We start from the raw sequence: 20,751 nt of genomic DNA on the forward strand, positions 1-20,751 counted from the left end.
GTTGGCAAGTCTACTCCGCCGCCTCGCTCGCCGAGCTCTTCCTTGGCTTGCTGTTCGCCTTCTTCAGCACCGGCTCCAGGAATTTGCCCGTATAGCTCCGCGGCGCTTTTGCGATGTCCTCCGGCGGACCCCAGGCGACGATCTCGCCGCCGCCGTCGCCGCCTTCGGGGCCGAGGTCGATGACCCAGTCGGCGGTCTTGATGACTTCGAGATTGTGCTCGATGACGACGACCGTGTTGCCCTGCGCGACCAGCTCGTGCAGCACCTCCAGCAGCTTCTTGACGTCGTGGAAATGAAGACCGGTGGTGGGCTCGTCGAGGATGTAGAGCGTGCGGCCGGTGGCGCGCTTGGACAGCTCCTTCGCCAGCTTGACGCGCTGGGCTTCGCCGCCCGACAGCGTCGTCGCCTGCTGGCCGACATGGATGTAGTCGAGGCCGACGCGGTGCAGGGTCTGGAAGGTCTCGCGGACGCGCGGCACCGCCTTGAAGAACTCGGCGGCCTCCTCGACGGTCATGTCGAGCACGTCGGCGATGCTCTTGCCCTTGAACAGGACTTCGAGCGTCTCGCGGTTGTAGCGCTTGCCCTTGCAGACGTCGCAGGTGACGTAGACGTCGGGCAGGAAGTGCATCTCGATCTTGATGACGCCGTCGCCCTGGCACGCCTCGCAGCGGCCGCCCTTGACGTTGAACGAGAAGCGGCCGGGCTCGTAGCCGCGCGCCTTGGACTCGGGCAGGCCGGCGAACCATTCGCGGATCGGCGTGAAGGCGCCGGTATAGGTCGCCGGATTCGAGCGCGGGGTACGGCCGATCGGCGACTGGTCGATGTCGATGATCTTGTCGATGTGCTCGAGGCCCTCGATGCGGTCGTGCGGGGCGGCGCCCTCGCTGGCATTGTTCAGCTTGCGGGCGATGGCGCGGTACAGCGTGTCGATCAGCAGCGTCGACTTGCCGCCGCCGGACACGCCGGTGACGCAGGTGAACAGGCCGAGCGGGATCTCCGCGGTGACGTTCTTGAGGTTATTGCCGCGCGCGTTGACCACCTTGATGGTGCGGCGATGGTTGGGCGGCCGCCGCTCCGGCACCTCGACCTCGAGCTCGCCGGTCAGATACTTGCCGGTCAGCGATTTCGGGTTGCGCATGATCTCGGCGGGCGTGCCTTCGGCGACGATGTGGCCGCCATGCATGCCGGCGCCGGGGCCGATGTCGAGGACGTAGTCGGCGAGGCGGATGGCGTCCTCGTCATGCTCGACCACGACCACGGTGTTGCCGAGGTCGCGCAGCCGCTTCAGCGTGTCGAGCAGGCGGGCGTTGTCGCGCTGGTGCAGACCGATCGAGGGCTCGTCGAGCACGTAGAGCACGCCCGTCAGGCCCGAGCCGATCTGCGAGGCCAGGCGGATGCGCTGGCTCTCGCCGCCGGACAGCGTGCCGGAGGAGCGGGACAGCGTGAGATAGTTGAGGCCGACGTCGAGCAGGAAGGTCAGGCGCTCGCGGATCTCTTTCAGAATGCGGCCGGCGATCTCGTTCTGCTGGGCGTTGAGCGCGCCGGGCACGGTCTCGAACCACTCGCCAGCCTTCTTGACCGACAGCTCCGAGATCTCGCCGATATGCTTGCCGCCGACCTTGACGCAGAGCGCCTCGGGCTTGAGCCGAAAACCCTTGCAGCCCTCGCAGGGGACGTCGTGGAAATATTTCGCCAGCTCCTCGCGCGCCCACTCGCTCTCGGTCTCGCGATAGCGGCGGTTGATGTTGGTGATGACGCCCTCGAACGGCTTCTTGGTGTCGTAGGAGCGGACCCCGTCCTCGTAGGAGAACTTGATCTCGTCGTCGCCGGAGCCGTAGAGGATCGCGTCTCGCCTTCTTCGGCAGGTCCTTCCACTTGGTGTCGAGCGTGAACTTGTAGTGCTTGCCGAGCGCGGTCAGCGTCTGCACGTAATAGGGCGATGACGACTTGGCCCAGGGGGCGATCGCGCCCTTGCGCAGCGTCAGGTCCTTTTCGGGGATGACGAGGTCCTCGTCGACATGCTGCTCGACGCCGAGGCCGCCGCAGGCCGGGCAGGCACCATAGGGATTGTTGAACGAGAACAGGCGCGGCTCGATCTCCGGGATGGTGAAGCCGGAGACCGGGCAGGCGAACTTTTCCGAGAACAGGATGCGTTCGGGACCGCTCTTGTCGTGGATCTTCGCGGTCTTCTTTTTCTCTTTCTCTTCGGCAGGCGCGGACGCCGGCGCGTCGGCGAACTCGACCACGGCGAGGCCCTCGGCGAGCTTCAGCGCGGTCTCGAAGCTTTCTGCGAGGCGCTGGCCGATGTCGGCGCGTACGACGATGCGGTCGACGACGACGTCGATGTCGTGCGGGAATTTCTTGTCCAGCGTCGGCGCCTCGCTGAGCTCATGGAAGGTGCCGTCGATCTTGACGCGCTGGAAGCCCTTCTTGAGCCATTCGGCAAGCTCCTTCCTGTACTCGCCCTTGCGGCCGCGCACGACCGGCGCGAGCAGATAGAGGCGGGTGCCTTCGGGCAGCGCCAGCACGCGGTCGACCATCTGCGAGACGGTCTGGCTCTCGATCGGCAGGCCCGTGGCCGGCGAATAGGGCACGCCGACGCGGGCCCAGAGCAGGCGCATGTAGTCGTAGATCTCGGTCACCGTGCCCACCGTGGAGCGTGGGTTCTTCGACGTCGTCTTCTGCTCGATCGAGATCGCCGGCGACAGGCCGTCGATCTGGTCGACGTCGGGCTTCTGCATCATCTCGAGGAACTGGCGCGCATAGGCCGACAGCGATTCGACGTAGCGACGCTGGCCCTCGGCGTAGATGGTGTCGAAGGCGAGCGAGGATTTGCCGGAACCGGAGAGGCCGGTGAACACCACCAGCTTGTCGCGGGGGATCTCGACGTCGATATTCTTGAGGTTGTGCTCGCGCGCGCCACGGATCGTAATTGCGCGCAGGCTGGAGCCCGCGTTCTGTTGTTGGCGCTTCGCCTTGATCACTTCATCCATTGCGACAGTTCCGGGCGCATGCTTGGGCGCCTTTTGGGCGCGCATCGCCGGTGCTGCCGGGACCTTGCGCCGATGGGGGTGTGAAGACTGGAACGTAGGAAGAACGGCCGACAATTTCCAGTGCTGAATAGCGTCCATCAACGGATAGTTTGCCTGATGGCAGCAGCAGTCAGCAGCGCCGGTTCCCTGACGCAAAAAAGGCCGGCGCGAGGCCGGCCTTTCGGTGCGATCTGACCGCCGACGGCGGTCAGCAATTCGCTCAATACTTGTCTTAGTACTTGGCGACGATCGGGCCGCCGAAGTGATAGTTCACGCCGAACTGGGCGCTGTGCAGCTCGAGCGTACCGGACGGCACGCCGAAATAGGTCTCGCTACCGAGGCTGCGATAGAGGTACTCGCCCTTGACCGACCACTGCGGCGCGAAGAATGCTTCGACGCCAGCGCCGACGGTCCAGCCGGAGTGGAACTTGCTGTCCGAGATGGTCAAGCCGCCCGCGGTGCCGCTGATCTTGTTGTCGATCCAGGCGTAACCACCGGTGCCGTAGAACAGGACGTTGTTGACGGCCCAGCCGATGCGGCCGCGCACGGTGCCGAGCGAGTCGATCTTGCTGCGGGCGGTGACGCCGAGCGTCGAGACCGATGCGTCGATGTCAGCGCCTGCAGCGTCGACCTCGAGGCCGTACACGATGTTGCCGGCCTGCCAGTTGTAGCCGATGGTGCCGCCGCCGAAGCCGCCTTCCATGCTCGGGGTGCCGGAGTTCTCGCTGGCGTAGCCGCCGAAGCCGCCGACGTAGAAGCCGGTCCAGTTGTAGATCGCCGCCGGCGGCGGAGCCTTCACGTAAGGCGCGCGTGCCGCCATGTCGGCAGCCATCGCCGGTGCAAAAGCGCTCAGTGCAAACATGCCGGCCGAGGCCAGCAAAACATTCCTGATTTTCAAAGTCCGAGTCCCGTTTTTCTTGCTCATTTTCTTGTTGTCCCTTCAAAGATTTTGAAGAGAGCGTCACAGCAGTGTCGCGTGACGTGCTGGTGCTTCTACAGAGAAATGCCGGAACGTGTGTATCCACGAAACCACAACGCACCGAAAACGGCCCCGGTGAGGTGCGCGTGTACACGCAACGAAAAAGCCGGCGCACAAACCAGCACAAACAAAAAGGCCGGCGCGAGGCCGGCCCTTCGTCTGGATCAAATCGGCCTGGCGCGATCAGTAGCGCGCGACGACCGGGCCACCCCACTTGTAGTTCACGCGGACGGTGACGAGGTCGACGTCCTGGCGATCGCGGATGGTGCTGTTCAGCGTGCCGTTGGGGGCGATCAGGTTGTAGGTCTTGTCCTGCATGAACAGGTGGTCGTATTCGATGCCTGCGGTCCAGTTCGGCGCGAAGCCGACTTCGATGCCGGCGCCGACGGTGCCGCCCCAGCGGGTGTCGCTGGCGCTGCCGACCAGCACGCCGGTCGGGGTGAAGTAGGTGTTGAAGCGGTTGTCGGTCAGCGCCGCGCCGCCCTTGGCGTAGAGCAGCACGTTGTTGATGGCGTAACCGATCTGGCCGGTGAACAGGCCGAATGCGTCGATCTTGGACTGGTTGGTGAACAGGCCCGGGAAGATCGCGCTGCCGTTGCTGCCCTTCAGGTCAGCCCAGTCGCCCTGCGCTTCAAGGCCGAACACCCAGGTGCCGGCCTGCCAGCGATAGCCGATCTGGCCACCGGCGACGCCGCCGGTTGCGTCATGGCAACCGTCCGAGGCGAGGAAGATGCCGGCCGGGAGCTGGTCCCAGCAATTGTGGCTCGAGCCCCAGCCGCCGTTGGCGCCGATGTAGAAACCGGTCCAGTCATAGATCGGTGCAACCACCGGCGGCGGCGCCTTGGCGTAGGGGCGCGCAGCGAGGTCGGCGGCCGCTGCAGGCGCAGCAAACGCAATCAGAGCAACCGTACCCAGCAAAAACTTCTTCATTATCAGTCCCCCAACTCCTCGATCGGCTTCCAAACGGTCCCGAAGCACGATCCCAGACGCGAGCGCCCGCGCCACGGTTGGAGCTATACGCTGATTCAACCGGAAACGCAGTCTCCCAAATGCAACACTCGCGGAGGAAGTGCCGATAAGGCAAGATACTGATTTCTTTATTGTTTTTCTAAATTTTGTTGCCGGGCGTCGGCCGGTGCCGAGATCGACTGCCGCTCCGACGGCACTGGCCACTTCTACGGTTGGTTGTGGCGAACAAAACTGGAACGGCGCCGGATCCGATGCTATATCTCGAATATCGTGGATAACCGGCGCGACGGCAAAGGCGGCGAGCCGGCACCGGCGTATAGGGTCATCCACGACGCCTGCGATGTAAGTGGCGAAGGTTGAGAGTGGCGACCGATGTCCGGACGCCCGGTTTTTGAGTGGAGATGATGCGATGGCAGGAAGCGTGAACAAGGTGATCCTGGTGGGCAACCTCGGCAAGGATCCGGAAATCCGGCGGACGCAGGACGGCCGTCCGATCGCAAACCTTTCCATCGCTACCTCGGAGACATGGCGTGACAAGGCGACCGGCGAGCGCAAGGAGAAGACTGAGTGGCATCGCGTGGTGATCTTCAATGAAGGGCTCTGCAAGGTCGCCGAGCAATACCTGAAGAAGGGCGCCAAGGTTTACATCGAGGGCGCGCTGCAGACCCGCAAATGGACCGACCAGAGCGGCGTCGAGAAGTATTCGACCGAGGTCGTGCTCCAGGGCTTCAACTCCAACCTCACCATGCTCGACGGGCGTGGCGGTGGAGGCAGCAGCTTCTCCGATGATGGCGGCAGCGATTTCGGCTCGGCCGGACCGGTCAGTTCGGCACCGCGCCGTCCCGTCGCCGCCGGCGGCGGCCGCAACAGCGACATGGACGACGATATCCCGTTCTGAGCAGCGGTCGCGCTTCCGTCAATTCCGTCAGGCGCCGTTCCGTGAAGATCATTCTCCGGAGCGGCGTCCTGATTGCGGGTAGGGCTGTCTTCGTGTGGGTTATGAGGATAACCTTGCACTCGGCTGATCTCATTTGAGCATTGACAGGGAACCGTTGCGGTTCCACGGGACTTTGACACATCTCGATGTGAATGATATTTACATTGGTCTGCGGCGAGTGGAATGCCGCGAGCTTCACTCGAGGGCCGCCACCATGAGCCTCGCGCCATTGCTCGACGCCGCGCCTGCGATCCCGCTCCACGCCTTTGCCGCGATGGCCGCCTTCGTGCTCGGCTCCATCCAGCTCGCCGCCCCCAAGGGCACGATGCCGCACCGGACCCTCGGCTGGATCTGGGTGATCCTGATGCTGGTGGTCGCCGGAAGCTCGTTCTGGATCCATCAGATCCAGCTGGTCGGTCCCTGGAGCCCGATCCACCTGCTGTCGATCTTCTCGCTCGCCATGTTGGCGCTCGGCGTGACGGCCGCACGGAGCCACAATGTCCGCCGCCACAGGTTCACGATGATCGGCATCTTCTTCGGCGCACTGCTCGTCGCGGGGCTGTTCACCTTCATGCCCGGGCGGATCATGCACGCGGTGGTTTTCGGCCACTGACGGGAGAGGCGAGTAGCGAATGGCGGATAGCGAATAGGGGATTTTTCCATGGGCTATTCGCCCTTCGCCACGCGCTTCGCGACCAAGCAGCCGGAACCTCGGCGCTCCACCCGTAAGTGCATGAAAAAACGAACGGAAAAACGGCTTGCCGGAGCCGCGCAAGGGTGGTTATCAGGCCCCTGATGGGCTATATGATTCCCCAGTAGAACCGACCGGATTTCCCCATTGTCCGATAACGACGACCACAAGCCCGGCGAGCCGCCGGGACCCTCGGACATTCGCCCCGTTTCCATCTACGAGGAGATGAAGAAGTCCTATCTCGATTACGCCATGAGCGTGATCGTGGCCCGTGCGCTGCCCGATGCGCGCGACGGGTTGAAGCCGGTGCACCGCCGCATCCTCTATTCGATGCATGAGCAGGGACATACGCCGGACAAGAAATACGTGAAATCCGCGCGCGTCGTCGGTGATGTGATCGGTAAATATCACCCGCATGGCGACCAGTCGATTTACGACGCGATGGTCCGCATGGCGCAGGATTTCTCCCTGCGCGTGCCGCTGATCGACGGCCAGGGCAATTTCGGTTCGGTCGACGGCGATCCGCCGGCCGCCTATCGATATACGGAAGCGCGGCTGACCCGGGCGGCGCTTGCCGTTCTGGCCGACATCGACATGGAAACTGTCGATTTCCAGCCGAACTACGACAATTCGGAGAAGGAGCCGTCGGTTCTGCCGGCCCGGTTCCCGAACCTCTTGGTCAATGGCGCCGGCGGCATCGCCGTCGGCATGGCGACCAACATCCCGCCGCATAATCTCGGCGAGGTGGTCGATGCCTGCGTGGCGCTGATCGACAATCCGTCGCTGACCATCGACGAGCTCATCAACATCATCCCGGGCCCGGATTTCCCGACCGGCGGTATCATCCTCGGACGTCAGGGTATCCGCAGCGCCTATCATCTCGGCCGCGGTTCGATCGTGATGCGCGGCAAGGTCGCCTTCGAGACGATCCGGAAGGAACGCGAAGCGATCGTCATCACCGAGATCCCGTATCAGGTGAACAAGGCGACCATGGTCGAGCGCATCGCCGAGCTCTACAAGGAGAAGAAGATCGAGGGCATCTCCGATCTTCGCGACGAGTCCGATCGCGACGGCTACCGCGTCGTCGTCGAGCTCAAGCGCGATGCCATGCCCGACGTGGTGCTGAACCAGCTCTACAAGTTCACGCCGTTGCAGACGAATTTCCCGGCCAACATGCTGGCGCTGGATTCCGGCCGTCCGCAGACGATGAATTTGAAGGACCTGCTCACCATCTTCGTCGCGTTCCGCGAGCAGGTGGTGACCCGGCGGACCAAGTTCCTGCTCGGCAAGGCGCGCGACCGCGCCCACATCCTGGTCGGCCTCGCCATCGCGGTCGCCAATATCGACGAGATCATTCGCGTGATCCGCACCTCGCCGACGCCGGCGGCTGCGCGCGAAACGCTGATGACGCGCGACTGGCCCGCCCGCGACGTCGAGGACATCATCACGCTGATCGACGATCCCCGGCACCGGATCAATACGGACGGCACGATTCGCCTGTCGATGGAGCAGGCCAGGGCCATCCTGGAGCTTCGCCTACAGCGCTTGACCGCGTTGGGGCGCGACGAGATTTCCGAAGAGCTCGACAAGCTCGCGGGCGAGATCGGCGAGTATCTCGAGATCCTGCGCTCGCGCGCGCGCATCCTCGACATCATCAAGACCGAACTCGCCGAGGTGAAGGCTGAGTTCGCCACGCCACGCCGCACCGTGATCATGGAGCAGGAAGGCGAGGTCGAGGACGAGGACCTGATCCAGCGCGAGGACATGGTCGTCACCGTCTCCCACGCCGGCTACGTCAAGCGCGTGCCGCTGTCGGCCTACCGCGCCCAGCGCCGCGGCGGCAAGGGTCGCTCCGGCATGCAGACCCGCGACGAGGATTTCGTCAGCCGCCTGTTCGTCGCCTCCACGCACACGCCGGTGCTGTTCTTCTCCTCGCGCGGCCAGGTCTACAAGGAAAAGGTCTGGCGGCTGCCGATGGCCGCGCCGAACGCGCGCGGCAAGGCGATGATCAACATCCTGCCGCTGGAGCAGGGCGAGCGCATCACCACCATCATGCCGCTGCCGGAGGATGAGTCGACCTGGGGCAATCTCGACGTGATGTTCGCCACCACCGGCGGCAACGTCCGCCGCAACAAGCTGTCCGACTTCGTCGACGTCCGCCGCTCCGGCATCATCGCGATGAAGCTCGACGACAACGAGGCGATCGTCGACGTGCAGATCTGCACCGAGCGCGACGACGTGCTCCTGACGGCTGCGGGCGGCCAGTGCATCCGCTTCCCCGTCACCGACGTGCGCGTGTTCACCGGACGGACCTCGATGGGCGTGCGTGGCATCGCGCTTGCCGAGGGCGACAAGGTGATCTCGCTGGCGATCCTGCGCCATGTCGAGACCACGTCCGACGAGCGCTCGGCGTACCTGAAGATGCGCCGAGCGGTGGCCGGCGAAGCCACGACCGAGGAGCCGGTCGAGGCCGAGGGCGAGGAGACCGCGAATGCGATCCAGCTGTCGCAGGAGCGTTATGCCGAGATGTCGGCGCAGGAGCAGGTCGTGCTGACCGTCTCCGTCAACGGCTACGGCAAGCGGACCTCGTCCTACGAGTACCGCACCACGGGCCGGGGCGGCAAAGGCATCGTCGCCATGAGCGTCAACAACCGCAACGGCAATCTGGTGGCTTCCTTCCCGGTGGAGGATGCCGACCAGATCATGCTGGTCACCGACAAGGGCCAGCTGATCCGCTGCCCGGTCGAAGGCATCCGCATCGCCGGCCGCTCGACCCAGGGCGTGATCGTGTTCGACACCGCCGAGGACGAGCATGTGGTGTCGGTCGAGCACATCACGGAAGAGGCAAACGGCGAGAACGGCAACGGCGGCTAGCGCCGCCGTTTCCGAGAACCCCCAGCCCGAATGCCGCCAACGGACGCGCAACATGCGCGCCCGTTGACAGGCTCCGGGAATCCGGCGGCCTGCCTCACGCCCCTAGCCCAAGGGCAACGCCCTATGCTTTGATGGGGTCCGGCGGATCTACCGATCTCGGGAGGCCGTTTTGACCGATCATCGCGTTGAACGGCGGCTTGCAGCGATCCTCGCGGCTGACGTGGCCGGATATAGTCGGCTGACCGGCCTGGACGAGGAAGGGACACACGTCCGGCTCAGGGAGCGTCTGCGTGGACTCGCTGATCCCAAGATCAGCGAACACCGTGGCAAGGTCGTCAAGCACACGGGCGACGGCGTGCTCGCCGAGTTCGGCAGTGTCGTGGATGCGGTGCGTTGCGCGATTGAGGTCCAGCGCGGAATGGCCGAGCAAAATGCCACGGTGCCGCAACTCAAGCGGATCGAATTCCGCATTGGTATCCACGTCGGCGACATCATCGTCGATGAAAACGATATCTTTGGAGACGGCGTCAATATCGCCGCCCGCCTTGAAGGGATCGCGGAGCCCGGCGGAATCTGCATCTCGGACGATGCGCAACGTCAAATCCGCGGCAAGGTCGATGCCGTGTTCGAGGACATGGGCTCGCAGAACCTGAAGAACATTGCTGAGCCGATGCGCGCGTGGCGATTGAGGGTAAATGCGGGCCATCCCGCGGGCGCGCCGATCGAGCCGCCGGTCGACAGCGCGCAAGCTCTGGCGCTCCCCGACAAGCCGTCGATCGCCGTGCTGCCGTTCGAGAATATGAGCGGCGACCCCGAGCAGGAATACTTCGCGGACGGAATGGTCGAGGAGATCATCACCGCGCTGTCGCGCTTCAAATGGCTGTTCGTGATCGCCCGAAATTCGAGTTTTACCTTCAAGGGCCGGGCGGTCGATATCAAGGAGGTCGGCCGCAGGCTTGGCGTCCGCTATGTCCTTGAGGGGTCTGTGCGCAAGGCCGCGGGGAAGGTTCGCATCACCGGGCAGTTGATCGATGCGGTGACCGGAACGCACATCTGGGCAGACAGGTTCGAGCGCGACCTGACGGATATATTCGCCCTCCAGGACGAGGTGACCGTCGCCGTCGTTTCGGCCATTCAACCAAAATTGCTGCAGATCGAAATCGGCCTGTCGGCACGGCGACCGGAGAACCTCACCGCCTATGATTTCTATCTCCGCGCCATGCAGCAGCATTACCTGATGACCGCCGACGGGTTGGCCGAGGCGATCAGGCTGGCGCATCGTGCTTTGGAGCTTGACCCCCGGTTCGGCTTTGTCGCCGCTCTGGCAGGTCTCGCGCACATGCAGAACATCCTTTGGGGGCATGCCGTCGATCCTCAATTTGACCGCAAGGAAGCGGTTCGGCTGCTTCGCCTGGCATTGAGCATCGACGATGGGGATGCGGAAACATTAGCCTGGGTTTCCCTCACCTCGGCGTACATGGTCGGCGATTGTGAGAGTGAGATCGAATTGGCCGACCGGGCGGTCGCTCTCAATCCGAATTCATATCGCGCATGGACAGCCAGAGGCAGTGTCTATCGAGTTGCCGGGCTTCCGGATGAAGCGGTCCGGAGTTTTGAACGCGCCATCCGCCTGAGCCCGTTAGACCCGCGGCTACCCATCACGTTTGTTGGGATGGGGATGGCCTTCATCGAGCTTCGCCGCTTTGACGAGGCCATTGCCGCAGCGAACAAATGCCGGCGCCAGAATGCCTCCTATTCGCTGGCTTACCGTTGTCTCGCGTCCGCGTTCGCCCATCTCGGACGCGACGCGGAGGCGCGTGAGGCGGCGGCGCTCCTGCTTCAGCTCGATCCCGCCTTTACAATATCCGCAATGATCGCCAGGGGCGGGTACCCAAACGCGCAGCTGTTGATCGAGGGGCTTCAGAAGGCGGGATTGCCCGAATGAATTGTGCCTGCGGGCGCCGACGAGGTGGCCAGCGAACCAAATCCGGTGGCTTGCGGTGCGGTTTCCATTGTCCCGGATTGCGCTTCGCTTCATCCGGGCTACGCAGGCGACGAGATTAAATCTCGATCTCCGTCCCGAACTCCACGACCTGTCCGGTCGGCACGCCGAAGAACGCCGCCGACCGTTCGGCGTTGCGCTGCAGGAACGCGAATAGCGATTCCCGCCACACCCACATGCCCGGAATGTCTTCCCGCGGAATGATGGTCTCGCGACCGATGTAGTAGGTCACATCGGTCAGACGCAGACCGGGCAATTTGCCCTGACGGCAGGCGAGTTTCAGCCCTTCGTACACGGTCGGATATTGCATGAAGCCGTAACGCAGGATGACCCGGATGATGCCCGGGGTGACGTCGTGAACCACAACGCGATCCTCGTCCGAGATGCGCGGGGATTCCTCGATCTGGACGGTGACCAGCAGCACGCGCTGGTGCAGCACGTGGTTGTGCTTGACGAACTGGGTCAAGGCGAGCGGCACGCCGTTGGGGGCGGAGGCGAGGAATATGGCGGTGCCCGGCAGCCTGCTGTGGCACTTGTTGACCGCGGTCTCGATCAGATCTTCTTCCGGCTGACGCAGCTTGCTGCGCGCCGTCTCGACCAGTTTCACGCCGCCGCGCCAAGTCAGCATCAGGAACGCAACGGCCGCCGCAAGCAGCAGCGGGAACCAGCCGCCTTCGAACAGCTTGGTCGAGTTCGCCGCAAAGAAGATCGCGTCGATGACGAAGAAAAAGCCGTTCACGGCGATCACGATGATCGGCGAATAGCCCCACTGGATCGCGACCAGCGCTGCAAGCAGCGTGGTGATCGCCATCAACAGCGACACTGCGATGCCGTAGGCGCCAGCGAGCGCGTCGGAGCTGCCGAAGGCGAGCACCGCGCCGAGTGTGCCGGCGGCGAGCATCCAGTTCACCAGCGGCACGTAGATCTGCCCGATCGCATCGCTCGTGGTGTGCTCGATGTGCATGCGCGGCAGGAAGCCGAGCTGGATCGATTGCTGGGTCAGCGAGAACACACCCGAGATGATGGCCTGCGAAGCAATCACGGTGGCGATGGTCGCGAGCAGCACGAGCGGGTAATGCGACCAGTCCGGCGAGAGCTGGAAGAACGGGTTTTCGATCGCGGTCGGGTCGGTGATCAACAGCGCGGCCTGGCCGAAATAGTTCAGCACCAAGGCGGGCAGGCAGACAGCGAACCAGGCGAGCCGGATCGGAAAGCGGCCGAAATGCCCCATGTCGGCATACATCGCCTCACCGCCGGTCACCGCGAGGAAGGCGGCGCCAAGGATGGCGAAGCTGACGTGAAAATCCTGATGGATCAGGAAATCGAATGCATAGAGCGGGCTCAGCGCAACCAGCACGCCGGGCGCCTTGACGATGCCGTGAATGCCGAGGGCTGCCAGCACGGCGAACCAGAACAGCATCACCGGGCCGAAGATCCTCCCGATGAAGCCGGTGCCCTGCTTCTGCATCATGAACAGGCCGATCAGGATCACGACGGTGATCGGCACCACCGCAGGGGTCAGCGAGGGCGCGTCGACCTTGAGGCCCTCGATTGCCGACAGCACCGAAATGGCCGGCGTGATGGCGCCGTCGCCGTAGAGCAGGGCGGCGCCGATCAGGCCGACCACCAGAAGATGGGCGCGCCAGGTGCCGGGCGCCGCGTTGCGCGCCGAGAGCAGCGCCAAGAGCGCGACGATGCCGCCTTCGCCGCGGTTGTCCGCGCGCAGGATCAGCATCGCGTATTTGATCGAGATGATGAGGATCAGCGCCCACAGGATCAGCGAGACCACGCCGAGCACCGCGCTCTCGGTGAGGGGACCGCCATGGGTGGCGGCCTTGGCGGCTTCCTTCAGAGCGTAGAGCGGGCTGGTGCCGATATCGCCATAGACGACGCCGATGGCACCGAGCGTGACGGCAACCGGGATCGGACTGGACGGGGGGTGGCCAGAAGAAACGATGGCGGGCGTACTCGTCACGGCAATCCCCCGATGGCTGCGCCCGCCGGATCATCCGGCCGGGCGCCTTAGACGATAGTCTGCGACGGGACGTCGCAAATTACCATTGGGTTTTGTGTGACGGCCTGACCTTACGCCAGGCTGACGAGGGAGTTCGATTGAATGCGGGCTACGGGGTACGGTCGGCGGTAACCAGGCGGGCTTCGCGAACCGCCGTCTTGGTGCCGGCGGTGCGCAGGCAGGAGGCCTCGAAGTTCGGCCAGGCCTGCTGCGAGCAGTCCTTTCCGACGCTGCGGATGTCGAGCCGGTCGCTCTTGGCCAGCGGCTGCGGCGTGGAGGCTTCGACCTGCGGCGCAAAGCCCGGCAGCACGGTGAGCGCAGCGGCAATGAACGCGGCAACAGCGATGGCGGAAAGTGCCTTGATCATGACGGTCCCCAGTTGATCGGGCCGCCCAGGCCCGTCGTTTCGTTGTCCAATGTCTACCGGCCGCAAGTTTCCTGGTGTCTTCGCCGCCCCGCGAAATGGTTTCGTCGCGGACCGCTTCTGTTTCGTCCGCCAACGGCCGACGAAACATTCACCCTCGTAGACGCTGGCATCCCAGGACTCGTTCACTGGACGACTGGAAATTTGTTTCGAGCGGGCGATGGAACCCGGGCGGCTTGCCGGGGAGAGCCGGGCGGGTTAGGAGGGACCATGTCCCGTATCGCGATCTATCCCGGCTCCTTCGATCCCGTCACCAACGGCCATCTGGACGTGGTGAAACAGGCCGTCTTCCTCTGCGACCGCCTGATCGTCGCCATTGGCGTCCATCCCGGCAAGAAGCCGCTGTTTTCCATCGAGGAACGGCTGGCCATGGTCCATGAGGTGTTCGACCCCATCGCCCAGCAGGCGGGCTGCGCCTTCGAAAGCGCAACCTATGACAATCTCACGGTCGCAGCGGCGCGCGCGGCCAAGGCCACGCTGATGATCCGGGGCCTGCGCGACGGCACCGACCTCGACTACGAGATGCAGCTCGCCGGCATGAACGAGGCGATGGCGCCCGAGGTGCATACGGTCTTCCTGCCGGCCTCTCCCATGGTCCGCCCGATCACCGCCACTTTGGTGCGCCAGATCGCCCAGATGGGCGGCGACTTCTCTGCATTCGTGCCGTCATCGGTCGCAGCTAGCCTGAAGGCCAAGTTCGCCGGCTGATCCCGGCGGCCTGCCACACCTCAACGTTAAAGCTCCGGAGTTGCCATGATCCGCATTCTTGCATTCGTTGCCGCGCTGCTCTGCGTCGTGCCCGCGGTCGCGCAGCCGCTGCCGGCGAACCTCGACAAGGCCAACGCCATCGTCATCGACAGCACCAAGGGTCGCATCGTCATCAAGCTCAGGACCGACATCGCGCCGCAGCATGCCGAGCGCATCAAGCAGCTCGCGCGGGAGGGCTTCTACAACAACGTGCCGTTTCATCGCGTGATGGACGGCTTCATGGCGCAGACGGGCGACGGCCAGAATTTCAACGGCACCGGCGGCTCGAAATACCCGAACCTGAAGCAGGAATTCTCCAAGGTGCATTTCGCCCGCGGCATCGTCGGCATGGCCCGCCGCGGCGACAGCGTCGACAGCGCCAACTCCCAGTTCTTCATCATGTTCGCCGATGGCGGCAGCCTCGATGGCCAGTACACGGTGATCGGCGAGGTCGTGCAGGGCATGGACGTCGTCGACAAGCTGAAAAAGGCGCCCCCGGGCTCGCCAGGCGGCGCGGTGACCGATCCCGACAAGATGGTGAAGGTTCAGGTCGCCTCCGACATCAAGTGATCCGCATGGCGGCGCGCTGCAAACCACTCGCCTGGTTCGCCGCGCCGCTGGTTTGCCTGACGCTGGCCGTACCGGTGCAGGCCGAGCCGGAGCAACTCAATACGATCAAGGACGTTGTTCTTGCCATCCACCGCTGCTGGCGGCCGCCGCCGGCGGAGAAGGCCGGCCCGATCGACATCACCGTCATTGTCAGCTTCAACCGCGAGGGCGCAATCCTCGGACATCCCAGGATCAGCTATGAATCGCAGGAGGCGACCGACAACGACCGGATTGCGTACCGGATCGCGGTGATGGAGGCGTTGCAACGCTGCACGCCGATGCCATTTACCGAGAGCCTGGGCGGCGCGGTCGCCGGCCGTCCATTCGCAATCCCGTTCAGGAATAAGCAGTATCCACCCCGAAGCCAGGAGAAGCGAGCATGGCTGCCACCGAAAACACCCTGATCCTCGAGACCACGCAGGGCCCCGTCACCATCGAGATGCGGCCCGACCTTGCGCCGAACCACGTCGCACGCATCAAGGAGCTCGTGCGCGAGGGCTTCTACGACGGCATCGTGTTCCACCGCGTGATCGAGGGCTTCATGGCGCAGACGGGCTGTCCGCACGGCACCGGCACCGGCGGCTCCGGCAAGAAGCTGAAGGCAGAGTTCAACAAGGAGCCGCATGTGCGCGGCACCACCTCGATGGCCCGCGCCGCCAACCCCGATTCCGGCGACAGCCAGTTCTTCATCTGCTTCGACGATGCCCGCTTCCTCGACAACCAGTACACGGTCTGGGGCAAGGTCACCGAGGGCATGGAGAACGTCGACAAGATCAAGCGCGGCGAGCCCGTGATGAATCCGGACAAGATCGTCAAGGCGCGGATGGCCGTCGACGCGACGTAAGTCAAACACTCCGTCATTCCGGGGCACGCGAAGCGTGAACCCCAATGCGCAATTGCGCATTGTGGAATCTCGAGGTTCCGGGTTCGATGCTGTCGCATCGCCCCGGAACGACGTTGCTGAGTAAGATGCGCACCGACCTCTTCGACTTCGAACTACCCCCGGAAAGCATCGCGCTTCGCCCCGCGAGCCCGCGCGATGCCGCGCGGATGCTGGTGGTGCATCCGGAAGGCGTGCTGCGCGACGCCTCGATCGCCGACCTGCCGCAATGGCTGAAGCCGGGCGACCAGCTCGTCGTCAACGACACCAAGGTGATCGCGGCGCAATTGAAGGGCCGCCGCATCGGCCGCGAGACCGAGCCGAAGATCGAGGCGACCCTGATCAAGCGGCTCGACGGCTCGCGCTGGCAGGCGCTGGTGAAGCCGGCGAAGAAGCTCACGGCCGGCGACCGCATCCGTTTCGGCAACGAGGGCAAGGTGTGCTTGCTCGGCCATCTCGATGCCGAGGTCGAGGCCAAGGGCGGCGAGGGCGAGGTGACGCTGTCGTTCTCGTTCCATGGTCCAGCGCTCGACCAGGCGATCGCCGATCTCGGCAGCCCGCCGCTGCCGCCCTACATCGCCTCCAAGCGCACGCCTGACGACCAGGATCTCGCCGACTACCAGACCATGTTCGCGGCCAACGAAGGCGCGGTGGCGGCGCCGACCGCGGGTCTGCATTTCACGCCGGCACTGGAGGCCGCGCTGAGGAGCCGCGGCGTCGAGTTGCACCGTCTCACGCTGCATGTGGGGGCAGGGACGTTCCTGCCGGTGAAGACCGAGGAGACCTCGGAGCACAAGATGCATGCCGAATGGGGCTGCGTCACCGCCGAGACTGCTTCCGCCTTGAATGCCGCGCGCGCAAAGGGCGGCCGGATCGTCGCGATCGGCACCACGTCGCTGCGGCTGCTGGAAAGCGCCGCCAATGCCGACGGCACGATCCAGCCGTTCGCGGCCGAGACCGCGATCTTCATCACGCCCGGCTATCGCTTCCGCGCCGTCGATGTCCTGATGACCAATTTTCATCTGCCGAAATCGACGCTGTTCATGCTGGTCTCGGCCTTCTCCGGGCTCGAGACGATGAAGCAGGCCTATGCGCACGCCATCGCGAGCGGCTACCGGTTCTATTCGTATGGCGATGCGTGTTTGCTGTTTCGCGCAGGCAGGTAGTTAAGCGAGCTCAACTTTGTCGCCGTCACCCCGAGGTGCGAGCGGAGCGAGCCTCGAAGGATGACGGGACTGAAGGCGGGACAACATGTCCGACGTCGTCCCTGCGAAAGCAGGGACCCATAACCACAGGGTTTAATTGTTGAGGAAGGCTGTGGCCCCAGCCCTGCGCAACAATGGCCTTCGGTGGTTATGGGTCCCGGCCTTCGCCGGGACGACATTGAATGTTTGGCACCGCTCCTCCGCCATATATTCACATTCCCTGAGGTGGCCGCTTCTTCAGCGGCCCTCGAAGGGCGACGGCCCGACTGGGGCCGATGCATCCTTCGAGACGCCCGCTGCGCGGGCCCTCAGGATGACGGTCCTTACATTCACGCCATCGCACGCTCAGGGAGCAGCTCCGCGATCTGCACCGCGTTCAGCGCTGCGCCCTTGAGCAGCTGATCGGCCGCCACGAACATCGAGATCGAATGCCCGCTGGCGTCGCTGAGGTCCTTGCGGATGCGGCCGACCAGGACGTCGTCCTGGCCCGAGGCGTCGATCGGCATTGGGAAGTAGTTCCTGGCGCGGTCGTCGACGACCTTCACACCCGGCGCCTGCGCCATGATGGCGCGGACCTGATCCTCGGTGATCGGCCTCTCGCATTCGAAGGTGATGGCCTCGCAATGGGCGCGCAGCACCGGCACGCGGACACAGGTGACGCCGACCGCGATGGTGTCGTCCTCGAAGATCTTGCGGGTTTCCTTGATGACCTTGGTCTCTTCGTCGTTGTAGCCGGTGTCGGGATCGACGGCGGTGTTGTGGTTGAAGAGGTTGAAGGCGTAGGGGTGCGGCATCACCCTGGGCGTATAAACCTGCCCGTTGAGGTTGGCGCGGGTGGATTCGACGAGTTCCTCCATGGCGGCGGCTCCTGCGCCGGATGCCGCCTGGTAGGTCGAGATGATGACGCGCTTGATGCGGTTCTGCCGGTGGATCGGCCACAGCGGCACCAGCGCGGTAATCGCCGCGCAGTTGGGGTTGGCGATGATGCCCTTGTGGTCGCGAATACGGCTGGCGTTGATCTCCGGGATCACCAGCGGCACGTTCGGGTCCATGCGGAAGGCGGAGGAGTTGTCGACCACCACCGCACCGGCCTTGACCGCGATCGGCGCGAACTTCCTGGAGATGCTGCCGCCGGCCGAGAACAGGGCGACGTCGACACCTTCGAAAGACCGCTCGGTCAATTCCTCGATGACGACGTCCTTGCCGCGGAACGACACCGTCTTGCCGGCCGAGCGGGCACTGGCGAGCGCCTTCAGCTTGCCGACGCGAAAGCCGCGCTTGTCCATGGTGGCGATGAATTCGGCGCCCACCGCACCGGTGACGCCGACAATCGCGACGACGGGATCGTTACTCACTTTGTCCTCCATTCGAGTTGTATTTCAGGCAACAAAAAAGCCCCGGACCTTCATCAGGCGGGGCTTCGGGCAGAGATGATGCGGTTCGACCGACTACGCGCGCACGCCTCCCGAGGCCCCGGAGGGCTTGGTGGTTTTGCTGGTGCGTTTGGTCGCGGTGATCATGGCTCGGACTTATGCGGGACAGATCGGCGTCCGTCAACGGCTTTTGGGCGAAAACTTGGCGATGCCCGCCTGGAGCATTTTCGGTTCTGATTGAATCAGAACCGAAGCTCTAGCTTCTTGTTTTGACGCGCTTTCTTCACGCGAACCGCTGTCCGCTTCGCTCGAAAACGCTCTTGGCCTCAGCGCCTGCGCGCGCCGGGCGGTTCGAGGATCACCTCTTTCAGGTCGCTGCCGGCGAGCACGACGATGACGAAATTGAGCTTGCCGCGTTCGCGCATCAGGCCGCCGCTGATCGCCTTCCCGGAGGTCGTGCGCTCGGCCACCCGCACGGCGTCGGCGAGGCGATGCCGGAGCGCCTTGAGCACGACGAGGTTGTCACGGTCTTCGGCGCCGAGCGACTTCAGCGGCGCGGCGGCCTCGCCACCCACCACTTCGCCGGTCGCCGCGTCGATGGCGTGCCGCCAGATGCGGTCCTGCTGCATAGTCTTGACCCGGTAGACCGCGGGCTCCGACGCGCCGTCGAAGCTGATGTCGGCGGTGATCGAACCGGAATGCAGCGCCTCCGCAATCGCCATCGCCTTGCGCAGCGAGATCTGGGCCGCCTGGAAGCTGTCGAGCTCGCGGCGAACCGTGTGCGCGTCGAGCGCGGTGTCGTTATCCTGCGGGGTGAGCGCTGCGGCCGTCGAGCTCGTGATCGCGTGCGCCGGCGTCGCGAAGGGCAGGGCAATGAGCGCGGTTGCCAGCAGCCGCGTGCCGAATGCCCAATGCCGCAGTGCGTGTAATCGTCCCGTCGTCATGGTCGCATCCGTCGCGTCGAACCGCCGCCCGGGCAGAGAAAGTGCGGCCGACCTTTGTTAGTCAGAGGTCGGCCGCCGAACGTTCAGACGGAGCGATGGCGGCAGCTCCGTCGTGACGATCGAAGTTACAAGGCGACACGAAACCGTTGGGGGGCTGAACTTGGGTCTCGCGTCCCATTGCAACTAAACAATACGGTTTCGTTCTGTTTCCTTCAAGGCTCATCACGACAACGTGTGAGGCGATGCAACGATCCTAAAACTGTCAGCGGGCCGGGCGACGGCGCGTCTTCGTCGCTTCCTTGATCGCCTCTTTGGCCGCATCACGAAGCCGGTCCTGCGGCCCGACGGCGCCGGCGAGAAACAGCCGGATCGAGACTTCCATCCGGGTCTCGGCGGTCTTCATGTCAATCGGAATTCCGAATGTCGCCATCCGGTGGGTGTGGCCGACCACCATGTTGAGGAATGTCTCGGCCGCGATCGTGGTGTCCTCGAGGTCGAGGGCGCCTTTGTCGACCAGATGGTCGAAGAAATCCGCCGTGGTGGACACCGCTTTCGACCAGCCCTCGTCGACGGCAAGCTTGGCGACCTCGGGGAAATTAATTGCCTGCGCGGTCAGGATCCGGCTGAAGGCAATGGAGTCGGCGCTGCAATTCAGCACCAACAACTGACGCCCGAGCTCGGTCAGCCGTTCCTCGACCGAACCGTCGCAGTTGCCGCCGGCCTGCGCTTCGGCCGCCGCGGCGGCGAGCGGGGCAAGCCAGCGGGCGATCTCGCGGCGGAGCACCGCGGCGAACAGGCCGCGCTTGTCGCCATACTGACCGTAGACCGTGGGCTTGCTCACCCGGGCCGCTTCCGCGACCGCATCGAGCGAGGTCGCCTCGAAGCCGCGATCCAGGAAAAGGCGGGTGGCGACCTCGATCAGCCGCTGGTCGCGCTCGATCGCAGCGTCCCGCGTCGGCCGGCCGCCGCGTGACTTGATCACGCTGCGCTTGGCCACCTTGGCCTTGGTTGCGGTCAATCCCATTTGCCCATTCATCTCGTTGTGCGTCGGACGGGTCCGTCCGGTCTATA

Annotated in this window: 17 protein-coding genes and 1 pseudogene; 10 read left to right on the top strand and 8 right to left on the bottom strand. The window is 64.4% G+C overall.

All coding sequences use genetic code 11. The features are described 5' to 3' along the window. Positions 1-10: 10 nt before the first annotated feature. The 3 genes and pseudogenes from uvrA to RX327_RS19770 all read right to left on the bottom strand — a co-directional run bounded on the left by uvrA (position 11) and on the right by RX327_RS19770 (position 4,941). Positions 11-2,993 (bottom strand): annotated as a pseudogene (uvrA, locus tag RX327_RS19760) (excinuclease ABC subunit UvrA). A 271-nt stretch (positions 2,994-3,264) separates the two neighbouring features. Then, positions 3,265-3,924, bottom strand: coding sequence for an outer membrane protein (locus tag RX327_RS19765; protein WP_317251287.1), 660 nt, complete (start codon positions 3,922-3,924; stop codon positions 3,265-3,267). 270 nt (positions 3,925-4,194) lie between these two features. After that, positions 4,195-4,941 carry an outer membrane protein gene (locus RX327_RS19770; protein ID WP_050384358.1) on the bottom strand — a complete coding sequence of 249 codons (747 nt, stop codon included), beginning with the start codon at positions 4,939-4,941 and terminating at the stop codon, positions 4,195-4,197. Positions 4,942-5,389: 448 nt separating this feature from the next. Between RX327_RS19770 and RX327_RS19775 the strand changes: the two genes are divergently transcribed. The 4 genes from RX327_RS19775 to RX327_RS19790 all read left to right on the top strand — a co-directional run bounded on the left by RX327_RS19775 (position 5,390) and on the right by RX327_RS19790 (position 11,427). After that, the gene (locus tag RX327_RS19775) at positions 5,390-5,878 is read left to right on the top strand and encodes a single-stranded DNA-binding protein (RefSeq protein WP_317246859.1); all 489 of its coding nucleotides are present in this window, start codon (positions 5,390-5,392) and stop codon (positions 5,876-5,878) included. Positions 5,879-6,131: 253 nt separating this feature from the next. Then, positions 6,132-6,530, top strand: coding sequence for a DUF2306 domain-containing protein (locus RX327_RS19780; protein WP_050384359.1), 399 nt, complete (start codon positions 6,132-6,134; stop codon positions 6,528-6,530). A 225-nt stretch (positions 6,531-6,755) separates the two neighbouring features. After that, positions 6,756-9,482 (top strand): DNA gyrase subunit A, encoded by a 2,727-nt coding sequence (gene gyrA / locus RX327_RS19785; RefSeq protein ID WP_317246860.1) that lies wholly within the window; start codon positions 6,756-6,758, stop codon positions 9,480-9,482. 169 nt (positions 9,483-9,651) lie between these two features. Beyond that, on the top strand, positions 9,652-11,427 hold the full coding sequence (locus tag RX327_RS19790) for an adenylate/guanylate cyclase domain-containing protein (RefSeq protein WP_050384361.1): 1,776 nt from the start codon (positions 9,652-9,654) through the stop codon (positions 11,425-11,427). A 115-nt stretch (positions 11,428-11,542) separates the two neighbouring features. Here the strand turns inward: RX327_RS19790 and RX327_RS19795 are convergent, their stop codons facing one another. Both RX327_RS19795 and RX327_RS19800 read right to left on the bottom strand, forming a co-directional pair. Beyond that, positions 11,543-13,441 carry a potassium transporter Kup gene (locus tag RX327_RS19795; RefSeq protein WP_410712194.1) on the bottom strand — a complete coding sequence of 633 codons (1,899 nt, stop codon included), beginning with the start codon at positions 13,439-13,441 and terminating at the stop codon, positions 11,543-11,545. 166 nt (positions 13,442-13,607) lie between these two features. After that, positions 13,608-13,865: a hypothetical protein gene (locus RX327_RS19800; protein WP_317246861.1), complete on the bottom strand. Its 258-nt coding sequence runs from the start codon at positions 13,863-13,865 to the stop codon at positions 13,608-13,610. Positions 13,866-14,132: 267 nt separating this feature from the next. On the opposite strand from RX327_RS19800, the gene coaD reads away from it, so the two are divergent. The 5 genes from coaD (at position 14,133) to queA (ending at position 17,324) form a co-directional block, all read left to right on the top strand. Then, the gene (gene coaD, locus RX327_RS19805; protein ID WP_317246862.1) at positions 14,133-14,630 is read left to right on the top strand and encodes a pantetheine-phosphate adenylyltransferase; all 498 of its coding nucleotides are present in this window, start codon (positions 14,133-14,135) and stop codon (positions 14,628-14,630) included. 45 nt (positions 14,631-14,675) lie between these two features. Further along, entirely contained in the window at positions 14,676-15,239 is a 564-nt protein-coding gene (locus RX327_RS19810; protein WP_317246863.1) for a peptidylprolyl isomerase, read from the top strand. 5 nt (positions 15,240-15,244) lie between these two features. Next, positions 15,245-15,682, top strand: coding sequence for a hypothetical protein (locus tag RX327_RS19815; protein WP_317246864.1), 438 nt, complete (start codon positions 15,245-15,247; stop codon positions 15,680-15,682). Then, a complete protein-coding gene (locus tag RX327_RS19820; RefSeq protein WP_317246865.1) occupies positions 15,658-16,122 on the top strand; it encodes a peptidylprolyl isomerase in 465 nt (154 codons plus the stop codon). Before RX327_RS19815 ends, RX327_RS19820 begins: the two co-directional genes overlap by 25 nt. Positions 16,123-16,247: 125 nt before the next feature. Next, complete coding sequence (gene queA, locus RX327_RS19825) at positions 16,248-17,324, top strand: tRNA preQ1(34) S-adenosylmethionine ribosyltransferase-isomerase QueA (RefSeq protein ID WP_317246866.1); 1,077 nt, start codon at positions 16,248-16,250, stop codon at positions 17,322-17,324. Between the two features lie 368 nt (positions 17,325-17,692). On the opposite strand, the gene RX327_RS19830 is transcribed toward queA, so the two are convergent. Next, positions 17,693-18,730 (bottom strand): aspartate-semialdehyde dehydrogenase, encoded by a 1,038-nt coding sequence (locus tag RX327_RS19830; RefSeq protein ID WP_317246867.1) that lies wholly within the window; start codon positions 18,728-18,730, stop codon positions 17,693-17,695. A 118-nt stretch (positions 18,731-18,848) separates the two neighbouring features. Between RX327_RS19830 and RX327_RS19835 the strand changes: the two genes are divergently transcribed. Further along, complete coding sequence (locus RX327_RS19835) at positions 18,849-18,977, top strand: hypothetical protein (RefSeq protein ID WP_283087423.1); 129 nt, start codon at positions 18,849-18,851, stop codon at positions 18,975-18,977. A gap of 85 nt (positions 18,978-19,062) precedes the next feature. On the opposite strand, the gene RX327_RS19840 is transcribed toward RX327_RS19835, so the two are convergent. Together RX327_RS19840 and RX327_RS19845 are read right to left on the bottom strand one after the other, a co-directional pair. Next, on the bottom strand, positions 19,063-19,680 hold the full coding sequence (locus RX327_RS19840) for a PepSY domain-containing protein (protein WP_050384363.1): 618 nt from the start codon (positions 19,678-19,680) through the stop codon (positions 19,063-19,065). A gap of 262 nt (positions 19,681-19,942) precedes the next feature. Next, complete coding sequence (locus RX327_RS19845) at positions 19,943-20,704, bottom strand: TetR/AcrR family transcriptional regulator (RefSeq protein ID WP_317246868.1); 762 nt, start codon at positions 20,702-20,704, stop codon at positions 19,943-19,945. Between the last annotated feature and the right edge of the window lie 47 nt (positions 20,705-20,751).

It is taken from the genome of Bradyrhizobium sp. BEA-2-5, assembly GCF_032918025.1.
GTDB lineage: Bacteria > Pseudomonadota > Alphaproteobacteria > Rhizobiales > Xanthobacteraceae > Bradyrhizobium > Bradyrhizobium pachyrhizi.